This window comes from Bacillus sp. FSL R5-0585 (genome assembly GCF_038004545.1).
GTDB lineage: Bacteria > Bacillota > Bacilli > Bacillales > Bacillaceae_G > Bacillus_A > Bacillus_A cereus.
Genome location: NZ_JBBORJ010000001.1, coordinates 2058285 through 2076080, shown reverse-complemented (window position 1 = coordinate 2076080; position 17796 = coordinate 2058285). Strand labels below are relative to the sequence as shown.

Sequence of the window (17796 nt, the reverse complement as noted above, 5' to 3'; positions counted from 1 at the left end):
TATGAAAATTGATATTCGTTGAATAAAGGAGAGTTTACATGATAGAAAGTAAAGTTGTAGATTCTATTCCAACTTTGAATGAGAATGATTGTCAAATATGGTGGGCAAGAATTTCAGATTTACAATCATGGCATTACAATTTACTAAATGATATAGAGCGAGAGAAAGCAAATTCGTATCACCATTCGGCAGATCGAGCTCGTTTTATAATAGGTTGCGTAATAAGTAGATTAGTTCTCGGTAAGATACTTTCTATGTCACCAGTCCAAGTACCAATTGATCGAATGTGCTCAGTATGTAAATTGCAGCATGGAAGACCACAATTACCAGAAGGTATGCCGCAATTATCCGTTTCACATTCAGGTGAGTGGGTTGTCGTTGCTTTTACAAAATCTGCACCTGTTGGCATAGATGTAGAACAAATGAATCCAAGTATAGATGTTATGAAAATGGCAGAAGGTGTATTAACAGAAATTGAAATAGCGCAAGTTATGAAACTGCCAAATGAACAGAAAATAGAAGGTTTTTTAACATATTGGACTCGAAAAGAAGCGGTGCTGAAAGCGACAGGTGAAGGACTAATGATTCCACCAGTACATATTACAGTATCAGCTCCAAATGATCCTCCAAACTTGTTGGTTTTTAAGGATAGACAAGAGTTAGCAAGTAATACAATGATGGAAGATGTAAGGCCTAGTTTAGATTATAGGGCTTCTGTTGCAATATTCAGTAAGGAAGTGACTGAAATTACGCAATTAGACGCGGCAGCACTTTTAAATCTTAAATAAAAAAATTATAGAAGAGGTGTTCCTCATGTTAGTAGCGGAAAATAGAAAGAATGAATTCACTTATAACGTACAAGCAATTAACAATATTTTATTTTCTGGAGATACATCATCCATTCATGCTTTAGAAAAGCTTTTAAATGATACAGTTCAGTTTGATGTTCTTGAACAAGAGGCACTTGGTAGACAGTACATTCCGAAAGAAGCAAAGAATTTCTTTGATAAAGATGGAACATTTCTTTACCGTGTATCTAATGTTAGTTATAAAGGAAAGGTGTTATCTGAAAATCTAATTTTTGCAGACACTTCGTTTTTACCGGACTCAATAAAGAGTGAATTAGAGAGTGGAAATATTCCTGTTGAAAAGCTTATAGAAAAGATGGAAGTAAGAAGAAACGTATTATATGAAGGATATCAGCCATCTGGAAATATTATTGAATTGTTTGATGGATGTTCTGTTACAGCGAATGTGTATCCAACTAGAAAGTATCAAATTGTAAGTAACTGCAAATGTGTATTTTATATTTGTGAAGTGTATCATGCAGAGAATATAAAGCAATTGCTTAAATAAAAACAAGAAACCAGCCTATAAAATGGCTGGTTTCTTGTTTATTTAACAGCTTCTTTTAATTCTTTACCTGCTTTAAATGCAGGAACTTTACCAGCAGCGATTTGAATTTCTTCGCCAGTTTGCGGATTACGTCCTGTACGAGCAGATCTTTCGCGCACTTCAAAAGTTCCAAACCCGATTAGTTGAACTTTATCTCCAGATTGTAATGCATTAGCAATTGTGTCAAATACGGATTGTACAGCTGCAGAAGCGTCCTTTTGAGAAATATCAGCTGATTGAGCTACGTTTTTAATTAATTCTGTTTTGTTCATGTTTTCACCTCATAAAAAAATTTTTGGAATGAATGTTTTAGTATAATAGATAGTAAAGATAAAGCTATCACTATGATTAGAAAGAATACTATATAATTATGTTAATTTCGTTGCAAGAGACTGAATCCCTTCTATTATTTAGGGATTAATTAAGAATCGATGCATATAAAAAGCTTTAATATGAGGATGAGGGGGAGTATACGAATGATTTTTCGTGAAAAAAATGAGAAGGAAAGTATTTTAATTCGTCAACATGATCATGGTTTTTTAGCTGGAGAGATTGCAAAACATATAAAAGAAGACTTTTTTGAAGATAAAACATATTTAAAAGAAACAGTTGATGCAATATATGAGCATGACAGAGGATGGATAGAGCTTGATAAAGTACCAATTTTGAATGATGCTAAAAATATTCCATATACATTTATGGATTGTCCAAGCCCATTACGTTTTGTTTTTTATACGATTGGTTTAAATGAAATTGAAGATTTTAATCCATATGGGGCATTGCTTTGTAGTAAACATTTTTTATCATTTCCACTAAACGAGGAAGATGAAGAGATGATGTCATTTTATAAACATGAATTAGAACGACAAAAAAGAATTTTGAAAACGTTAACAAAGGAACAGTTTGTGATGTTCGATAAGCATTATAGATTATTAAAGTTTTGTGATGAACTTTCTTTATACGTATGTATGAATAAGCCTGGTGTCAAAAAGAAAGATGAAATTGACTTATTTAAAGATGGTTTTGAAGGAACAGAAATGTTTAATAGTAAAGAGGAGAAACTTATTCAAGCTGAATGGGTGGACGAGGAAACGATTCGGATTACACCATTTCCATTTCAAACGGAATTTTATACGTATGTAAAATATAAAACGATAAATAAGCATGAAATGAAAGAAAAAGGGATTGCAAAGGCTGATAGAGAATCAGAAATGAAGAAACAAACCATTCGTTTCATACAATAAGGAGGTAATATAAGTTGAAAGATTATATATTAAAACAGTGTGATTACCATGCTTGGGCTAATACTAGATTATTCAATCGATTAAAAGAGTTACCAAACTATGAGACGATTTTTAATGAGCAGATACAGAGTGTATTCCCATCCATTAAGGATACTTTTGTGCATATTTATATTACAGATCAAGTGTGGTTACATATATTGCATGGTAAAAGTATGAATGAAGCAATACAAGACCGAGAAGATTTACGAAAACAAATTGAAACTAAATCGTTACATGAATTAGAAAAAATGTTTGAAAACATGGCAAATCAATATAAAGAGTTTTTAATTACAATACAAGATGTGAATGCTGTATTTGTTATTGAGAATCCATATGTAGGGAAATTAGAAACTTCGATTTTAGAATTAGTGCAACATGTCGTAAATCATGGTACATATCATAGAGGAAATATAACAGCGATGATCCGTCAACTTGGTCATTCGTCGACAATGATGGATTTTGTACTGTATTTACATATGGTTAAAAAGCAGGGAGAGTAATATAGTTTGTAAGAAGGAGAGGCTTTAATTATAGAAGTCTCTCCTTCTATTTTATTCCGCATTCATGGTAGATCGACTAATTAAAGTTTTCTTAAGAAGCTTTATTTTCTTGTAATTGCTTAGCGTATTGTACAGCCTTATATGCATTGACTCTACCGTTTTTCCAGTACGTACCTGTACCACTAATTTTATCAGAAGTTGACTCAATAATTTGGCGAATTTGTGTATTACTATATCCTTGATTTGCTAAAAGAGCAGCGACTCCTGCAACATGAGGTGTTGCCATAGATGTACCACTTAATGATTGATACGTGCTTCCTTTATATGTTGAATATATATTTGAACCTGGTGCTGCAACATCTACCCAGCTACCATAAGTAGAAAATGAAGATTTTCTATCTGATTGATCTGTAGAAGCAACTGCAATTACTTCGCTGTAATAAGCAGGGTAATTAGCTTTTGTATTTCCAGCATTTCCAGCAGCTGCAACTATAACAGAGCCTTTATTCCATGCATATTGAACGGCTTGTTGTAATGCAGTACCACCATTTGGAGCTCCTAAACTTAAACTAATTACTTTTGCACCCGAATCAGCAGCTTCTCGAATACCTTGTGCTACAGCATCAAGAGTACCACTTCCTTGATTATCTAATACGCGGACAGCATAAATTGAAGTTTGTGGGGCAACACCAGCAATTCCGACACTGTTATTCGTAAGTGCGCCAGTAATTCCAGCGCAATGTGTACCATGACCATTACCATCATCAGATGTATTGTCGTTATCAACATAATCATGCCCGTAAATTACTTTCGAAGCCAAATCAGGATGTGAACCTTGAACGCCTGTATCAATAATAGCTACTTTTACACCAGGATCACTTCGTTGGCTATCCCAAGCTTGTGGAGCTTGAATCTTTTGTAATCCATATTGATTTTTAAAATATGGGTCGTTTGGAGTCCAAAAGGCGTGAACGTAATAATTCGGTTCTGCATATTCTACATCTGGATTATTTTTATAACTCTTTATTTTTTCTTTTACAGTACCCTTTGAAAATTGTACGACTTCAAAACCTAACTTATCATCTTTAGATAAGACATTAGCTCCGACAGATTTATGAAAAGATTGCACATTACTTAAAGATGCATTTTGTTTGAACTTAACGATTAATTGGTTAGGAACGTAATCAGTAGATGATGTTTCAGCGCTTGAAGTATTCGTGTTAAAGAAGAAACCACCAATAATAAATGACAAAACAGATAGGAAAACGATGATTTTGTTTTTCAAAAGATTTTTCCTCCCTTTTCTTGGATGAGTTTTTCAGTGACACCTTAATGTCGCATTCCTTTTCAACTATATAGTTAGACCATACGATTTATGACATTTATGTGAAAAACTTTTGAAGGAATAAAAAGGAGTAAATATTGATATAAATATATTTTTAATGATATTTACTGAGTAAGAAAACAAAAAAAGGAATGCTCATTATGTATGAGTCATTCCTTTTTTATTGATTAACTTGCCTGTTTTTTATGACTTTCTTTTAATTTCTCTGCTTGTAAAAAGCGATTCGTTTCAGCGACAACAATACTACTTAATCCAATTAGACCAATTAAGTTTGGAATTGCCATAAGTCCATTTGCAATATCCGCAAATGTCCATACGATGCCTAATTTTAAATTCGCACCAATAGCAATCATGACAATAAAGATTGCTTTATAATATTTAACTGCACTTTCTCCGAATAAATAAGCTACACATTTTTCTCCGTAATACGACCAGCCTAAAATAGTAGAGTAGGCAAATAAAATAATTGCGATACCGAGAATCATACTACCAGCAGTACCGAATACAGATTGGAATGCAAGTGTTGTAGCTTCAACGCCAGTTTTACCTGATTTCCAAGCGCCTGTAGTAATTAATACTAGTCCTGTAATTGTACATACAATAAACGTATCTAGAAAAGTACCAGTCATTGAAACTAAAGCTTGCTTTGCAGGCGAATCGGTTTTTGCCGCCGCCGCCGCAATTGGTGCACTCCCTAAACCAGCTTCGTTCGCAAATACACCACGCGCCATTCCGATTTGGATAGCTGATGCAACTGTTGCCCCAATAAAACCACCAGCAGCTGCCGTACCATTAAATGCACCAGAAAAAATAAGTGAAAAAGCTTCTGGAATTTGGTCGTAGTGATAGAAAATAATTATAAGACCAGCAATTATATAAAAGAAAGCTTTAATAGGAACGACATATCCCGTCACTTTCCCGATTTTTTTTACACCGCCTAAAATAACAATTGCGATTAAAAATGCCATTAGTATACCAGTTAAAGCAGGAGGGAAAGAGAAATTAATTCGCATTGCCTCTGCAACTGAGTTAGATTGCACCATATTACCAATACCGAAAGAAGCAGTTGTGCCGAATATAGCGAATAATACTGCCAGCCATTTCTTACCTAAACCACGTTCTAAATAATACATTGGTCCACCTGAATATTCACCATTTTCATTACTAACACGGTATTTCACTGCAAGTATTGCCTCGGCATACTTTGTTGCCATACCGAATAAAGCGGTAATCCACATCCAAAATATTGCACCAGGACCACCAATTGTAACAGCTGTTGCAACACCGGCTATATTACCCATACCAATCGTTGCGGCCATAGCTGTCATGAGTGCTTGGAAGTGACTAATATCTCCAGAAGAAGAAGTATCTTCTGATTTTTTAAACGCTAGTTTGTGAGCGTATAATAGTTTACTAAACTGTAAACCTTTCAAACGCACTGTGAGAATGATACCTGTTCCAACGAGTAGCAACAAAGTTGGTAATCCCCACACGTATTGATTCATTTGTTCTAATACTTTACTTACTGTCTCCATCTTTATTCTCCTTTTTTAGAAAAAATAAAAACCACTTCAAGTAAATGAAATGGTCTCTGGAGAAACAAGGGATAGAAAAATAAACCGATACAATCGGCTTTTTCTTTCGCTTGTCTCTGTCCTTTTACCTGAGAGATTATCCGCTAAAGTAGCGGATTTGCTCCTTCGGTGCTCGTTTTCCTCCGCGCTCTATGAAAGCGAGAGGGAGTCTCTCCAGAGATTCGTCCCCATGCAGTTCTACTTGTAACCAAGACCTGAGAGTTTCAAAGTTGGTATAACAACTTTTTGCCCCGTCGGTAGATCAATAGACCTTCTCCTGAATGGTTCATCCGAATTATAAAATTTATAAACACATTGATTGTAAATCAATAAAAACATTATAGACATACAAATTGTGAATTGCAATCATTTTTTATTTTAAAATAGTAAATAGTTTTATTTTTTTGTAAGTCCTAATTTATCTTCAACTTCATTTAAAGTAGATAAAGCGATGACAATATGTTGATCCGCAAGTCCTAAAGCTTGTTTTGTTTTTTCAATAGTTTCATCGGTTGGAGTAGAGTTATTTGCTCCGTCTATAATCAAATTTGCTGCATTTTTCATGAAATTTGATGCGGATTTAAACTGAGTTGTGAACTGAAGTAGTTGTTTTTGTATATCTATATCTGTTATGTTTTCTTCAATTTTAAGCGTGTCTATTTCGTTCATAATTGTTTCGTACTGCTTGGAAACAGCACTCATTGTAACTAATAGTTTATTTCGATCTACTGAATCTCCATTCGTGTTAATCTCTTCCCAGGCAGGTAACCAATCTTTTTCGATGATGTCATTATAATGAGTAGTCAATTCATTAATTTTAGGTTGTAATTTAGTTTTGAAAGTTTTTGTCTCCGCTGTTTCTACAGTTGCTTTTTCGTGGTTATTTTTAACATTAGTAACGTAGAAAATTGTACCAAAAATGATGAAAATAGAAATAACAACTGTCCATTTAGTAAAAAGTAATTTCTGCAATATGTAACGCCTCCAAAATTTAAAAACTTATAATTATAATATATAACAGTAATGTTGTTTGAAGTAGAGAAAATAGGTTAGAAATGATTTAAAATATATCTTTTCTATACATAAATAATTAAAGTTAGTAAAATGATGAAAGTTATATGTGAGAAAAGAGGGTTTTTAGTGAAAATGAATAGAAGAAAACTGGTTTTAAGTATTTCAATGGCTATGCTGTTAACTAGCTTATTAATTGCACTCATATATTTAGACAAAGAATCTAAAATTGAAGATTTTCCAGTGCCAATGTCAGCAATGCATATTAACGATGATAAGGAAGAGGACTATCAATATATCAGTGTAATGCCAATTACAAAGGCGAGTGGATGGGAGAACTTAGGGGAAAACGGGCATACTGTTAGTTTTAAAAAAGGGGAGCGGAAGGTAGCAGTTAGTACATTATCCGGGAGAAATTACGTATTATTTATTTGAAAAATAATTGATGATAAAAGAGATAGGGAGTAGATGATAATGTAAGATTGTTTACTTTCTATCTTTTTTAGGTTTTAATTCTGAATTGTTTGAATTAAAATTATTATGCGTATAGAATAAAATAGTATTTCTTATGGAAATGAGTTGCTAGTTTGCCAAGCCTAAAAATAGGACGTTTTTATCCCGCATTAACGGGCAGTAAGACCCCACTTCAAAATTCAGCGAAAGCGAAGAAGTTAGGTAGGAAATCAATTGCCCGTAAAAGCCCAATTGATTCAACTAATAATCAGTGGGGGAAGAACAAAACCACCACTGATTAAGGTTTCACTTTATTAAATAATGTAGATAATCAGTAATGTATAATTATATTATGTAAACTAGCGTTAGGATAAGAAAACAAAGCAAGAGATTTTAATTTTTATATTTTAGATGTATTTTTACACGGTAAGTATTCCAATAATCAACTTACAATATTTACGGAGGGCATCAAATTTTGAGTAAGTAATGGAGTTGATAACAAAATAAATTAACGTTTGTGTATATGGAAAAATAGAAAGTATGGCGAGTGGGAAATGTATCGGATCATAAGGGGGAATTAAAAATGTTACTAAAAACAATCTACTGTAAGGTGGAAGAAGAGAAAAAGGAATTGTTTTCAAATGCGCAAGGAAAATGGCGTGATATACGGCACCTAGATGGTTTTCATGGACAATTTGGTGGATGGTATGAAGATGAGGCATGTGTATTTACTTTATGGGAAGATAGAAGTACATATCAATCATTTATGAATGGTGCTCACGATACAATTTATTTAAATAGTAATCAAGAGGATACGTTTCTTTCATGTGAAATTGAATTATTTCAAACGTTGTATGATATAACTGATACGCATTTGAAAGACGTTGTTACAGAAGGATCCTTCGTAAGAGTTGCTATATGTGATGTAAAGATGGAAAAGGAAAATCATTTTTTACATAAGCAAGAAACAATTTGGAATAAAGGAATGGAAAAAGCAAAAGGAATGTTAGGTGGAGTAGTTGGGAAGTCTTTAAAAAATGAAAATCGTTACATAGTGTTAACGTATTGGAAAGATGAAAAGACGCACCAACATTATGTGGAAGAGATTTTCACAGATTTATATAAATTAGCTAATATTCATGAAGAGATAGAAGAGATAAAAGGAAAACAAGCTGTATGTAAGGAAGAATGGTTTGTATATTAAACGCTGAAAAAGTGCATAAATGAATGTATAATAAAGATATTTTCTTATAAACAAGTAATTAATAGAAGACGTTATATACCCTTTCATGTTAATATATTTAAGTTATAATAGGAGGCTTACCCTTTTGTATTGTACGGTAGAAGCAGTGTGAGCTTGAAATTTTTTTTAGAAAAGGATGTGCCTAATTTGCGTATCAATAAATTTATTAGTGAAGCTGGAAAAGCGTCTCGACGTGGAGCGGATAAACTAATTAATGAGAGAAGAGTAATTATTAACGGTAAGGTTGCAAAAATTGGTGACCAAGTGAACCCAGGTGATGATGTACGAGTCAATGGAGAGCAGCTTCGAATTGCTCGAGATCACGTATATATCGCTTTAAATAAACCAGTAGGTATTACATGTACGAGTGAAAAATCAGTAAAAGGTAATATTATTGATTTAGTGAATCATCCTTTACGAATTAGCCACATTGGACGTCTTGATAAAGACTCTGACGGTTTAATTTTGTTAACGAATGATGGCGATATTGTTAATGAGATTTTACGTGCTGAAAACAAACATGAGAAAGAATATATCGTTTCAGTAGATAAGCCAATTACACCTGATTTCTTAGAGAAAATGGCAGCGGGTGTTAAAATTTTAGGAACAAAAACGCTTCCTTGTGAGATTACACAGTTATCAAAATATGAGTTCCAAATTATTTTAACACAAGGGCTAAATCGCCAAATTCGCCGTATGTGTGAAGCTTTAGGTTATCAAGTATACACGTTAAAACGTACGAGAATTATGAATATTGAATTGAATAATTTACCAGTTGGGCAGTGGAGAGATTTAACGAAGAAAGAGAAAAGACGTCTATTTGCAGACTTAAATTACGAACCACAAGATTGGTAAAATTGTGAAGTGAAACCAAAAAAATTTGGTTTCGCTTTTTTAAATTAAATAAATAATTTTTTTAAACACTTGCAAAAATAAAATGAATAAGATATATTAAATAACAATAAATGGATGTTTTACAAAAAGCAAAGAAAAGGACACGAGTTATTTTCCCCGGTTATACAGAGAAGGAAGAAAAGCTGAGAACTTCCTAACGCAGAAAAATAACTTACCACCTTAGAGCTGCACTAGGGAAATGAAGTATCTAGTGCCGTGTATGCGACGTTATCGCAAAAGAAGCCATTATGTTTTTGTGATGGGAATCTGGGTGGAACCACGGATATAAGCATATTCGTCCCTATATTTAGGGATGAATATGCTTTTTTGCATTCAATTTCATAATAAGCGAAGAAAAGGACACGAGTTATTTTCCCCGGTTATACAGAGAAGGAAGGAAAGCTGAGAACTTCCTAACGCAGAAAAATAACTTACCACCTTAGAGCTGCACTGGGGAAATTAAGTATCTAGTGCCGTATAAACGACGTTACCGTAAAAGAAGCCATTGCATTTTGTGATGGGAATCTGGGTGGAACCACGGGTAAAAGCACGCTCGTCCCTATTTTAGGGATGAGTGTGCTTTTTATTATGAAATGGAGAGATGAAAAATGAAAGAACAAATGATTGAAATTAAATTTCCAGATGGTAGCGTGAAAGAATTTGTAAATGGAGTTACTTTAGAAGAAATTGCTGGATCCATTAGCAGTAGTTTGAAAAAAAAAGCAGTCGCGGGGAAAGTAAATGATGGATTATATGATTTACGCCGAAATATTGAAGAAAATGCGGAAGTGGAAATCATGACTATAGATTCAAATGAAGGGGTAGAAATTGCAAGACACTCCGCGGCACATATTTTAGCGCAAGCTGTAAAAAGATTGTATGGTGATATAAATCTTGGAGTAGGGCCTGTTATTGAAAATGGATTTTATTATGATATGGATCTTCCAAGTAGTGTAAACATAGAAGATTTACGGAAAATCGAAAAAGAAATGAAAAAGATCATAAATGAAAATATAAAGATAGAACGAGTTGAGGTTTCTCGAGAAGAAGCAGCTAAACTGTTTCAAGAAATGAACGACCGCTTGAAATTAGAACTTTTAGAAGCAATTCCTAGTGGGGAAAGTGTAACACTATATAAACAAGGTGAATTTGTAGATTTATGTAGAGGACCACATTTACCATCTACAGGTTATTTGAAAGCATTTCAATTAACTCACGTTTCCGGTGCATATTGGCGAGGTGATAGTAATAACCAAGTGCTTCAGCGCATATATGGTGTTGCATTCTCTTCTCAAAAAGAATTAGAAGAGTATTTACATTTCGTTGAAGAAGCAGCAAAAAGAAATCATCGTAAGTTAGGCAGTGAGCTTGAGTTATTTATGTTTTCTGAAGAGGCTCCAGGAATGCCGTTTTATTTACCGAAAGGACAAATGATTCGTAATGAATTGGAAGCATTTTTAAGAGAAATTCAAAAAGAGTACAATTATCAAGAAGTACGCACTCCGTTCATGATGAACCAAGAAGTATGGGAGAGATCAGGGCACTGGGGACATTATAAAGATAATATGTATTTCTCTGAAGTAGATAATAAAAGTTTTGCATTAAAACCGATGAACTGTCCAGGGCACATGCTTATGTTTAAAAATAAATTGCATTCTTATCGTGAATTACCGATTCGCATGTGTGAATTTGGTCAAGTACATCGTCATGAATTTAGTGGTGCGTTAAACGGATTATTAAGAGTACGTACTTTCTGCCAAGATGATGCACATTTATTTGTAACTCCAAAACAAATTGAAGATGAAATTAAATCAGTAATGGCGCAAATTGATTACGTATATAAAACTTTTGGATTCGAGTATGAAGTAGAGCTTTCTACTCGTCCAGAAGATTCAATGGGTGATGATAAATTATGGGAGCAAGCAGAAGCGGCATTAGAAAATGTATTACAATCGCTAAATTATAAATATAGACTAAATGAAGGTGATGGTGCATTTTACGGGCCGAAAATTGATTTTCATATTAAAGATGCTTTAAATAGAAGTCACCAGTGCGGAACAATCCAGCTTGATTTCCAAATGCCAGAGAAATTTGATTTAAATTATATAGATGAAAATAATGAAAAGAAAAGACCAGTTGTTATTCACAGGGCAGTTTTAGGGTCATTAGATCGCTTCTTAGCAATATTAATTGAGCACTTTGGAGGTGCGTTCCCGGCATGGGTGGCACCAGTTCAAGTGAAAGTAATTCCAGTTTCAAATGCAGTACATGAACAATATGCCAATGAGATTGCACATAAATTAGCACAAGCTGGAGTTCGTGTTGAACAAGATGCACGAGATGAAAAATTAGGATATAAAATAAGAGAAGCACAAATGCAAAAAGTACCGTATGTTCTTGTTATTGGGGATAAGGAAATGGAAAACGGAGCTGTAAATGTACGTAAATATGGGGAAGAGAAGTCAGAAGTTATTGCGCTAGATGTATTTGTGGCAAGTATTGAAGAAGAGATAAAGAATAGAAAATATTGATTGTAAAGAAAACACACTATTAGAAATTAGTGTGTTTTCTTTTTTATCTTACAAAAATGTAAGGTAAATGTAAGCGAAATCGAGGGAACGAGTTGTAGAAAAATGAGAATATGAAGTAGGAAAAAGGTTCATGTTACAGGTGTAACTCTTCTTAAATGAATAATTAAAAAATTTTTAAGGATTCACATGACAAAATAATAAGAAATATGTGAGAAATTAATTTTATACAAAAGGGATGGAGTGAAAGAGATGTCAACAAATGTAGTTACTGTAGAAAGTGTAGAAAAAACGTATGGGAAAAGAAATGAGAATCAGTCAAAAGCATTAAGGGGTGTATCGTTAAGTATTAAAGAAGGAGAATTTGTCGGAATCATGGGGCCTTCTGGATCTGGAAAAACGACTTTACTTAATGTGATAAGTACACTTGACCAAGCGACAGGTGGTAGTGTGACGATAGCTGGTACAAATATTACTTCTATGAAGGGCAATGCGTTATCTGATTTTCGCTCTCAAAAATTAGGTTTCATTTTTCAAGATTTTAATCTTCTAGAAAACTTATCAATTTATGAAAATATAGCTTTACCACTTTCTTTGCAAGGCGTACCGTCAAGTGAGATTACTGGAAAGGTAAATGACGTTGCGAAGAAATTAGGCATCACCGAAATTTTAACAAAATATCCGACGGCTGTTTCTGGAGGACAAAAGCAAAGAACAGCGGCGGCCAGAGCTTTAGTACATAATCCAGCAATTGTATTAGCAGATGAACCGACAGGTGCGCTTGATAGTAAAAACGCAAAAAGTTTATTAGAAGCGATGCAAGATTTACATGAAAATCACAATGTAAGTATTTTGATGGTTACACATGATGCATTTAGTGCAAGTTATTGTGAGCGTATTTTATTTATTCAAGATGGTCTTCTTTATAAAGAATTAAATCGTCAAGGCACTAGAGAGAATTTCTATCAAGATATTTTAGGTGTGCTCGCTCATATGGGCTCAGCTGCTGAGTCTAAGTAGGGGGCGAAACTATGTTATTTAAATTATCACGTCATAGTATGAAAAAGATGTTAAAAGATTATATGGTTTTACTTATTGGTCTCGTTATTAGCATTAGTATTTTTTACATGTTCCAAACGATGGCGATGAATAGTGAATTTACGAAGGATAATAGTCTTATTAGTAGTATTAGACTCGTATTCTGGGTAGGTGCAATACTATTATCTTTCATTACTGTATTTTATATTATATATGCCAACTCTTTCTTACTCACATTAAGAAGAAAAGAACTCGGTATGTACATGATGCTTGGTGCAAAAAAGAAAAAAGTAGCACAGTTATTATTTATTGAAACATTCGGTATGGGGATTGTCAGTATTATTATCGGTATTTTAGTAGGGATGTTACTTGCAAGTGTAGCAGGAAACTTTTTAATGAATGGAATGGAAATTTCAGCAAAAGGTAGTTATGCATCTGTATACACACCAGCAATTTTAGTTACAGCTATTTTCTTCTTAATACTATTTTTCATTACTGGCTTAATGAACAGTGTCCGATTGTTACGTAAAACTGAACTAGAGTTAATTCGTGAAGATGAAACACTAGATGAAGTGAAGAAAAGTAAAACTCGCATTATAATAATGACAGTACTTGGTGTATTACTAGTAAGTACAGGGTACTATTTTATGATCAATGTAAAAATATATGCTGAATTAGGTTTTATTATAGCAACCATCGTTACAACACTTGGAACATATTTTATCTTTAGTTCATTACTCCCATTTTTTGTGATGAAAATTAAGGGGAATAAAAAACGAAATGAAACGGGCTTAAATAGTTTTACATATGCACAGCTACGCTTTCGAGTAAATAGTTTATCGAGAGTATTAGGCACTGTAGCGATGTTAATTGCATTAGGAGCAGGTGCGATGACGGCAGGTATGGCTTTCCAAAAAAATGTAGGTATTATGACAGACCTTTCTCGTGTATATGATGTCGTAATTCATGATCCAAATGATCAAGATAAAGCTGCCTTAAAAGAAATGGAAATTGTTGAAGAAAGCAAGTACAAGTATAAAGTAGATGGGGAAGCGGTTTATTACTTACGTAATGATTTAACAGCGAAACCACCACTAATTTCCGAACGCTTTGATACGAAAACTTTAAAAGAGCCTGCGCGTAAACGGGTGGCTGAACCTTTAACTGAACCTATATATTCTGCTTTGGAAGCTCCTGAAGTAGCAAAATTTCCTCGTATGCCAAAAGATTGGGAAGATGCGATTGTAAGAGAGATACAAATTACACATAATCAATTCAACGGAAAACCTGTAAGAATTGCAGATGAAGCGCATTATAAAGGAATTCAAGGAACAGAACACACTGTAACATTAGCAAAAGTAGATGATATGAAAAAGTATAAACCGTTGTTGATTGAAATAGATAAGAGACAAAAAGAACAAATTGAAAAAACAACAGGTACAAAAGTAGACATATTTACAAAAATGACAATTTATCAGTTAACGAGCAGTTTCATGAGCGGAACAATGTTTATGGGATTTTTCCTCGGAATTGCCTTTTTAGCAATGATGGCGAGTTCCCTTATGTTCAAAATATTAACAGGTGCTTCTCGCGACGTACGCCGTTATGAAATGTTACGAAAAATTGGTGTGAGACGCAGTATGTTAACGAAAAGTATATATAAAGAAATTTCATATTTATTTATCTTCCCAGCGATCATTGGCATTTCCCACGTATTAGTAGGGCTTAACTTATTCAGCTTTATATTAGTTGACCCGTTTGTGAAAGTGTGGGTGCCAATAGGAATCTTCTTAGTCATTTATTTCATGTATTACTGGATAACTGTTCAACTTTATAAAGGTATGGTAATGCCGAAAGAAGAGGTAGCTAAATAGTTTATGAAAAGAGTCCTTGTGTTGAGAATAAGGGCTCTTTTTTTATGTTTTTTATTAAGAAGGAAAAGATTGGATAATGGTCGAAAAATATAATGTAACTTCCAAGAAATGACTAAAACAATACTATTTTGTCGAGAGAAAGGATACGAAGTATGAAAGAAATGCTACAGTTATTTCGCAACAAAGTGTATGCACGTTTTTTTTTAGCAAATATTTTAGAGCGACTCGGTTCTATGATTGCTGGAATTTCTTTAATGTTTTATTTGCTAGATCAATACGGAAAACAACCAGTTTACGCAACGATGACACAAATTATGATTGCATTACCTGCATGAATCTTTTTTCTATTAGTAGGGACAGTAGTGAATCGTTTTGATAGACAACGTATATGTACAGTAAGTAACATATGTTGTTCGCTCTGTAATATTGGAATCCTAATTTCGCTTTATTACGGGATGATTATACTTGTCTTTATATTTTTATTTTTGGAAAATGCATGTATACAATTTTTCTCTCCATTAGAACAATCGATGATACAGGGAGTAGTTGAATCAGACCAAGCGGGTATTAATCAAATGGTAAATAGTTTGTATGCTTTGTTTGGTGTAGGAATTGCAACGATGGTGTACTGGACTTTTGGAATTTATCGTGTTTGGTTGATTATTTTTGTTACGTGTTTATTCCAAGCTATTTTACTAAGTGGGAAAAAGCGAATTCAAGGTATGGTTGAAGAGGTTTGTTTTTTCTGAATATTCTTTTTTAAAGGGGTAATAGTTATGTTGATGCGAACTGCTAAGTGGTGTGGGATTACTTGTTTACAATTATTCGCTGCAATTCTATGTATAATCTGTTTAGGTGCGCTCCCTCGATTATTTAAGGGATTACAAATTGATTTAATTGGTTTTTGGAACACGATTGTGTTTATTGGAGGAAAGTTACTCCAACCTTGGGAAATTACATATGGATTTCGAGATTCGAGGAAATTATTTCCGCAAATATGGATTCATTATTTAGAGACAATGTTTGTATTTATTTCGGCATTTTTACTGTCATTACTTATTGCGTATGTCCTCGTTGTGTGGGTATTACAACGGTCTCAATCAAAGCAACGAATGTGGAATGGGATTTTTGTTGTACTTGAAAGCATCCCAGATATTTTAATAATTTTATTATCGCAACTTCTAGTCGTAATAATCTTTCAAAAGACAGGCTTTATGCCAGTAAAACTAGCGGGGATTGGGGAGGAAAGGGCTCGCCTATTGCCAATAATATGTCTAACTTTGCCTACAACACTATTATTTATTAAGCTACTACTATTACGTTTCAGAGAAGAATTAGAGAAAGATTATAGTATATTTGCTAAAAGTAAAGGGCTTAGTTTACGACATATTTTAACAAATCATATTTCAAGAAATGTTTTGTTAACAACAATCTATTATGCAAAAACAAATATTTTATTTATGTTATCAAATTTATATATTATTGAATGGATATTTAATACGTACGGTATGTTTGTTTTTGTAAAAGAAAATTCGAAATTAGAAATATTTACAGTAAGTTTAATTATATTATACGTACCGCTTTTTATACTATTTCGTTTATTACATACGTTTTTACAAAATGTAATAAAGGAGCGTGTTTAGCATGTGGCAAGTTGTAAAAAGAGATGTGAGATTTTGGTTTGGTGTTACTTTTTTAAGCGTACTTATGATTGTTAGTATTGGAAATACTTTATTTTTCGATGGGAATATCCGTGAACTTACGATGATGTATAACGAAAAAGGAGAACTAGAGGCTGCTCCATTTTCACCGTCGAATAAATTTTGGTTCGGTAGTGATGAGAAAGGACGCGATCTTTTCCAGCTAATAATAGAAGGAGCGAAATGGACAGTTGGTGCGAGCGTAATTATAGCGATTCTACGAGTTATAGTTGGAGGAGGTATTGGTTTGCTTCTTGGTATGTATAGCAAACGTTCTTTTCCAGTTATAGCATCTTTTTTTGATCCGTTCAGCATTGTACCTATGGTTATGATTTCTTTTTTTGTGTTAAAGGAAGTTTTAGTGTTTGAAAATGGGACAGTACCAGAGCCGTTTCATTTAAGGGTAATATTTCAAATGGTTATCCTTATATGTTTAGCGGTACCAACAATTATGTTATATACAGCGCAGGAAGTCCGTCGGATAAAAAGAGAAGAATTTATGATGGCAGCAACTGTGCTTGGGGGCAGTAAATGGCATAGAGTGAAAAATCACGTATGGCCACACGTATTACCATCATTTTTTTTACTTGTTGCTCAACAATTTGTGAGTACTTTATTACTTCTCTTGCATCTTGGCTTGTTAGAGTTATTTTTTGGTGGAACAATTATCTTTGGTACAGAGGCAGATAGTGTAACAAAAGAATGGACCGGCCTAATTGGTCAAAACTTCCGTCATTTAACTACTCATACATGGATTGTACTTATACCGATTGCTTTTTATAGTATGACAATTTTAGCTGGAAATCTAATTAGTAATAGCATGCAAGATGCGATTAAGTTAGGAAATGTGAGAAAGCTAGAGAGGGAAAGTAAAGAATTACAAGTAGAGAAACAAGTACAACCAACTATGAATGACTTTTCTTTTTATAAAGAGATACAAAAATAAAAAAAGATAGCT

15 protein-coding genes, 2 pseudogenes, 1 riboswitch and 2 other annotated features are annotated in these 17796 nt (G+C 33.6%); of the genes and pseudogenes, 13 read left to right on the top strand and 4 right to left on the bottom strand.

All coding sequences use genetic code 11. The features are described 5' to 3' along the window. Positions 1-38: 38 nt before the first annotated feature. Both sfp and MKY38_RS10605 read left to right on the top strand, forming a co-directional pair. Positions 39-788 (top strand): 4'-phosphopantetheinyl transferase Sfp, encoded by a 750-nt coding sequence (sfp, locus tag MKY38_RS10610; protein WP_070180109.1) that lies wholly within the window; start codon positions 39-41, stop codon positions 786-788. A 25-nt stretch (positions 789-813) separates the two neighbouring features. Then, entirely contained in the window at positions 814-1356 is a 543-nt protein-coding gene (locus MKY38_RS10605) for a cold-shock protein (protein WP_065223655.1), read from the top strand. Positions 1357-1394: 38 nt separating this feature from the next. On the opposite strand, the gene MKY38_RS10600 is transcribed toward MKY38_RS10605, so the two are convergent. After that, the gene (locus MKY38_RS10600; protein ID WP_001043905.1) at positions 1395-1667 is read right to left on the bottom strand and encodes an HU family DNA-binding protein; all 273 of its coding nucleotides are present in this window, start codon (positions 1665-1667) and stop codon (positions 1395-1397) included. 204 nt (positions 1668-1871) lie between these two features. Between MKY38_RS10600 and MKY38_RS10595 the strand changes: the two genes are divergently transcribed. Both MKY38_RS10595 and MKY38_RS10590 read left to right on the top strand, forming a co-directional pair. Next, positions 1872-2639 (top strand): DUF3891 family protein, encoded by a 768-nt coding sequence (locus tag MKY38_RS10595; protein ID WP_065223656.1) that lies wholly within the window; start codon positions 1872-1874, stop codon positions 2637-2639. A gap of 14 nt (positions 2640-2653) precedes the next feature. Then, positions 2654-3178 carry a DinB family protein gene (locus tag MKY38_RS10590; protein WP_000656270.1) on the top strand — a complete coding sequence of 175 codons (525 nt, stop codon included), beginning with the start codon at positions 2654-2656 and terminating at the stop codon, positions 3176-3178. 91 nt (positions 3179-3269) lie between these two features. On the opposite strand, the gene MKY38_RS10585 is transcribed toward MKY38_RS10590, so the two are convergent. From MKY38_RS10585 to MKY38_RS10575, 3 genes are all read right to left on the bottom strand, one after another. Continuing rightward, positions 3270-4463 carry a S8 family peptidase gene (locus MKY38_RS10585; RefSeq protein ID WP_065223657.1) on the bottom strand — a complete coding sequence of 398 codons (1194 nt, stop codon included), beginning with the start codon at positions 4461-4463 and terminating at the stop codon, positions 3270-3272. Positions 4464-4690: 227 nt separating this feature from the next. Continuing rightward, positions 4691-6058, bottom strand: coding sequence for an alanine/glycine:cation symporter family protein (locus tag MKY38_RS10580; RefSeq protein ID WP_065223658.1), 1368 nt, complete (start codon positions 6056-6058; stop codon positions 4691-4693). 106 nt (positions 6059-6164) lie between these two features. Next, positions 6165-6285, bottom strand: a riboswitch (glycine riboswitch). A 208-nt stretch (positions 6286-6493) separates the two neighbouring features. Next, positions 6494-7069 carry a hypothetical protein gene (locus MKY38_RS10575; protein WP_001170884.1) on the bottom strand — a complete coding sequence of 192 codons (576 nt, stop codon included), beginning with the start codon at positions 7067-7069 and terminating at the stop codon, positions 6494-6496. Positions 7070-7237: 168 nt separating this feature from the next. Between MKY38_RS10575 and MKY38_RS10570 the strand changes: the two are divergent. The 9 genes and pseudogenes from MKY38_RS10570 to MKY38_RS10530 all read left to right on the top strand — a co-directional run bounded on the left by MKY38_RS10570 (position 7238) and on the right by MKY38_RS10530 (position 17784). Continuing rightward, a pseudogene (locus tag MKY38_RS10570) lies at positions 7238-7550 on the top strand (hypothetical protein). Positions 7551-8144: 594 nt separating this feature from the next. Beyond that, the gene (locus MKY38_RS10565) at positions 8145-8765 is read left to right on the top strand and encodes a YdbC family protein (protein WP_061113415.1); all 621 of its coding nucleotides are present in this window, start codon (positions 8145-8147) and stop codon (positions 8763-8765) included. Positions 8766-8951: 186 nt separating this feature from the next. Then, entirely contained in the window at positions 8952-9659 is a 708-nt protein-coding gene (gene rluF, locus MKY38_RS10560) for a 23S rRNA pseudouridine(2604) synthase RluF (RefSeq protein WP_001222170.1), read from the top strand. A 122-nt stretch (positions 9660-9781) separates the two neighbouring features. Continuing rightward, positions 9782-10004: a binding site (T-box leader), on the top strand. Positions 10005-10040: 36 nt separating this feature from the next. Then, positions 10041-10262, top strand: a binding site (T-box leader). A 44-nt stretch (positions 10263-10306) separates the two neighbouring features. Further along, on the top strand, positions 10307-12229 hold the full coding sequence (gene thrS / locus MKY38_RS10555; RefSeq protein ID WP_061113414.1) for a threonine--tRNA ligase: 1923 nt from the start codon (positions 10307-10309) through the stop codon (positions 12227-12229). A gap of 249 nt (positions 12230-12478) precedes the next feature. Further along, complete coding sequence (locus tag MKY38_RS10550; protein ID WP_000106426.1) at positions 12479-13246, top strand: ABC transporter ATP-binding protein; 768 nt, start codon at positions 12479-12481, stop codon at positions 13244-13246. Between the two features lie 11 nt (positions 13247-13257). After that, entirely contained in the window at positions 13258-15138 is a 1881-nt protein-coding gene (locus tag MKY38_RS10545; RefSeq protein WP_065223661.1) for an FtsX-like permease family protein, read from the top strand. Positions 15139-15290: 152 nt separating this feature from the next. Further along, a pseudogene (locus MKY38_RS10540) lies at positions 15291-15836 on the top strand (MFS transporter); the annotation flags it as partial. Between the two features lie 78 nt (positions 15837-15914). Next, positions 15915-16781, top strand: coding sequence for an ABC transporter permease subunit (locus tag MKY38_RS10535; protein ID WP_000929104.1), 867 nt, complete (start codon positions 15915-15917; stop codon positions 16779-16781). A 1-nt stretch (position 16782) separates the two neighbouring features. Further along, positions 16783-17784, top strand: a complete 1002-nt coding sequence (locus MKY38_RS10530) for an ABC transporter permease subunit (RefSeq protein ID WP_025709640.1) — start codon at positions 16783-16785, stop codon at positions 17782-17784. Positions 17785-17796 lie beyond the last annotated feature (12 nt).

What these genes read in the sequence shown, in the direction of transcription:
- sfp (WP_070180109.1), top strand. Translation starts at nt 39, where the DNA reads ATGATAGAAAGTAAAGTTGTAGATTCTATTCCAACTTTGAATGAGAAT.
- MKY38_RS10605 (WP_065223655.1), top strand. Translation starts at nt 814, where the DNA reads ATGTTAGTAGCGGAAAATAGAAAGAATGAATTCACTTATAACGTACAA.
- MKY38_RS10600 (WP_001043905.1), bottom strand. Translation starts at nt 1,667, where the DNA reads ATGAACAAAACAGAATTAATTAAAAACGTAGCTCAATCAGCTGATATT.
- MKY38_RS10595 (WP_065223656.1), top strand. Translation starts at nt 1,872, where the DNA reads ATGATTTTTCGTGAAAAAAATGAGAAGGAAAGTATTTTAATTCGTCAA.
- MKY38_RS10580 (WP_065223658.1), bottom strand. Translation starts at nt 6,058, where the DNA reads ATGGAGACAGTAAGTAAAGTATTAGAACAAATGAATCAATACGTGTGG.
- MKY38_RS10565 (WP_061113415.1), top strand. Translation starts at nt 8,145, where the DNA reads ATGTTACTAAAAACAATCTACTGTAAGGTGGAAGAAGAGAAAAAGGAA.
- thrS (WP_061113414.1), top strand. Translation starts at nt 10,307, where the DNA reads ATGAAAGAACAAATGATTGAAATTAAATTTCCAGATGGTAGCGTGAAA.
- MKY38_RS10550 (WP_000106426.1), top strand. Translation starts at nt 12,479, where the DNA reads ATGTCAACAAATGTAGTTACTGTAGAAAGTGTAGAAAAAACGTATGGG.
- MKY38_RS10545 (WP_065223661.1), top strand. Translation starts at nt 13,258, where the DNA reads ATGTTATTTAAATTATCACGTCATAGTATGAAAAAGATGTTAAAAGAT.
- MKY38_RS10535 (WP_000929104.1), top strand. Translation starts at nt 15,915, where the DNA reads ATGTTGATGCGAACTGCTAAGTGGTGTGGGATTACTTGTTTACAATTA.
- MKY38_RS10530 (WP_025709640.1), top strand. Translation starts at nt 16,783, where the DNA reads ATGTGGCAAGTTGTAAAAAGAGATGTGAGATTTTGGTTTGGTGTTACT.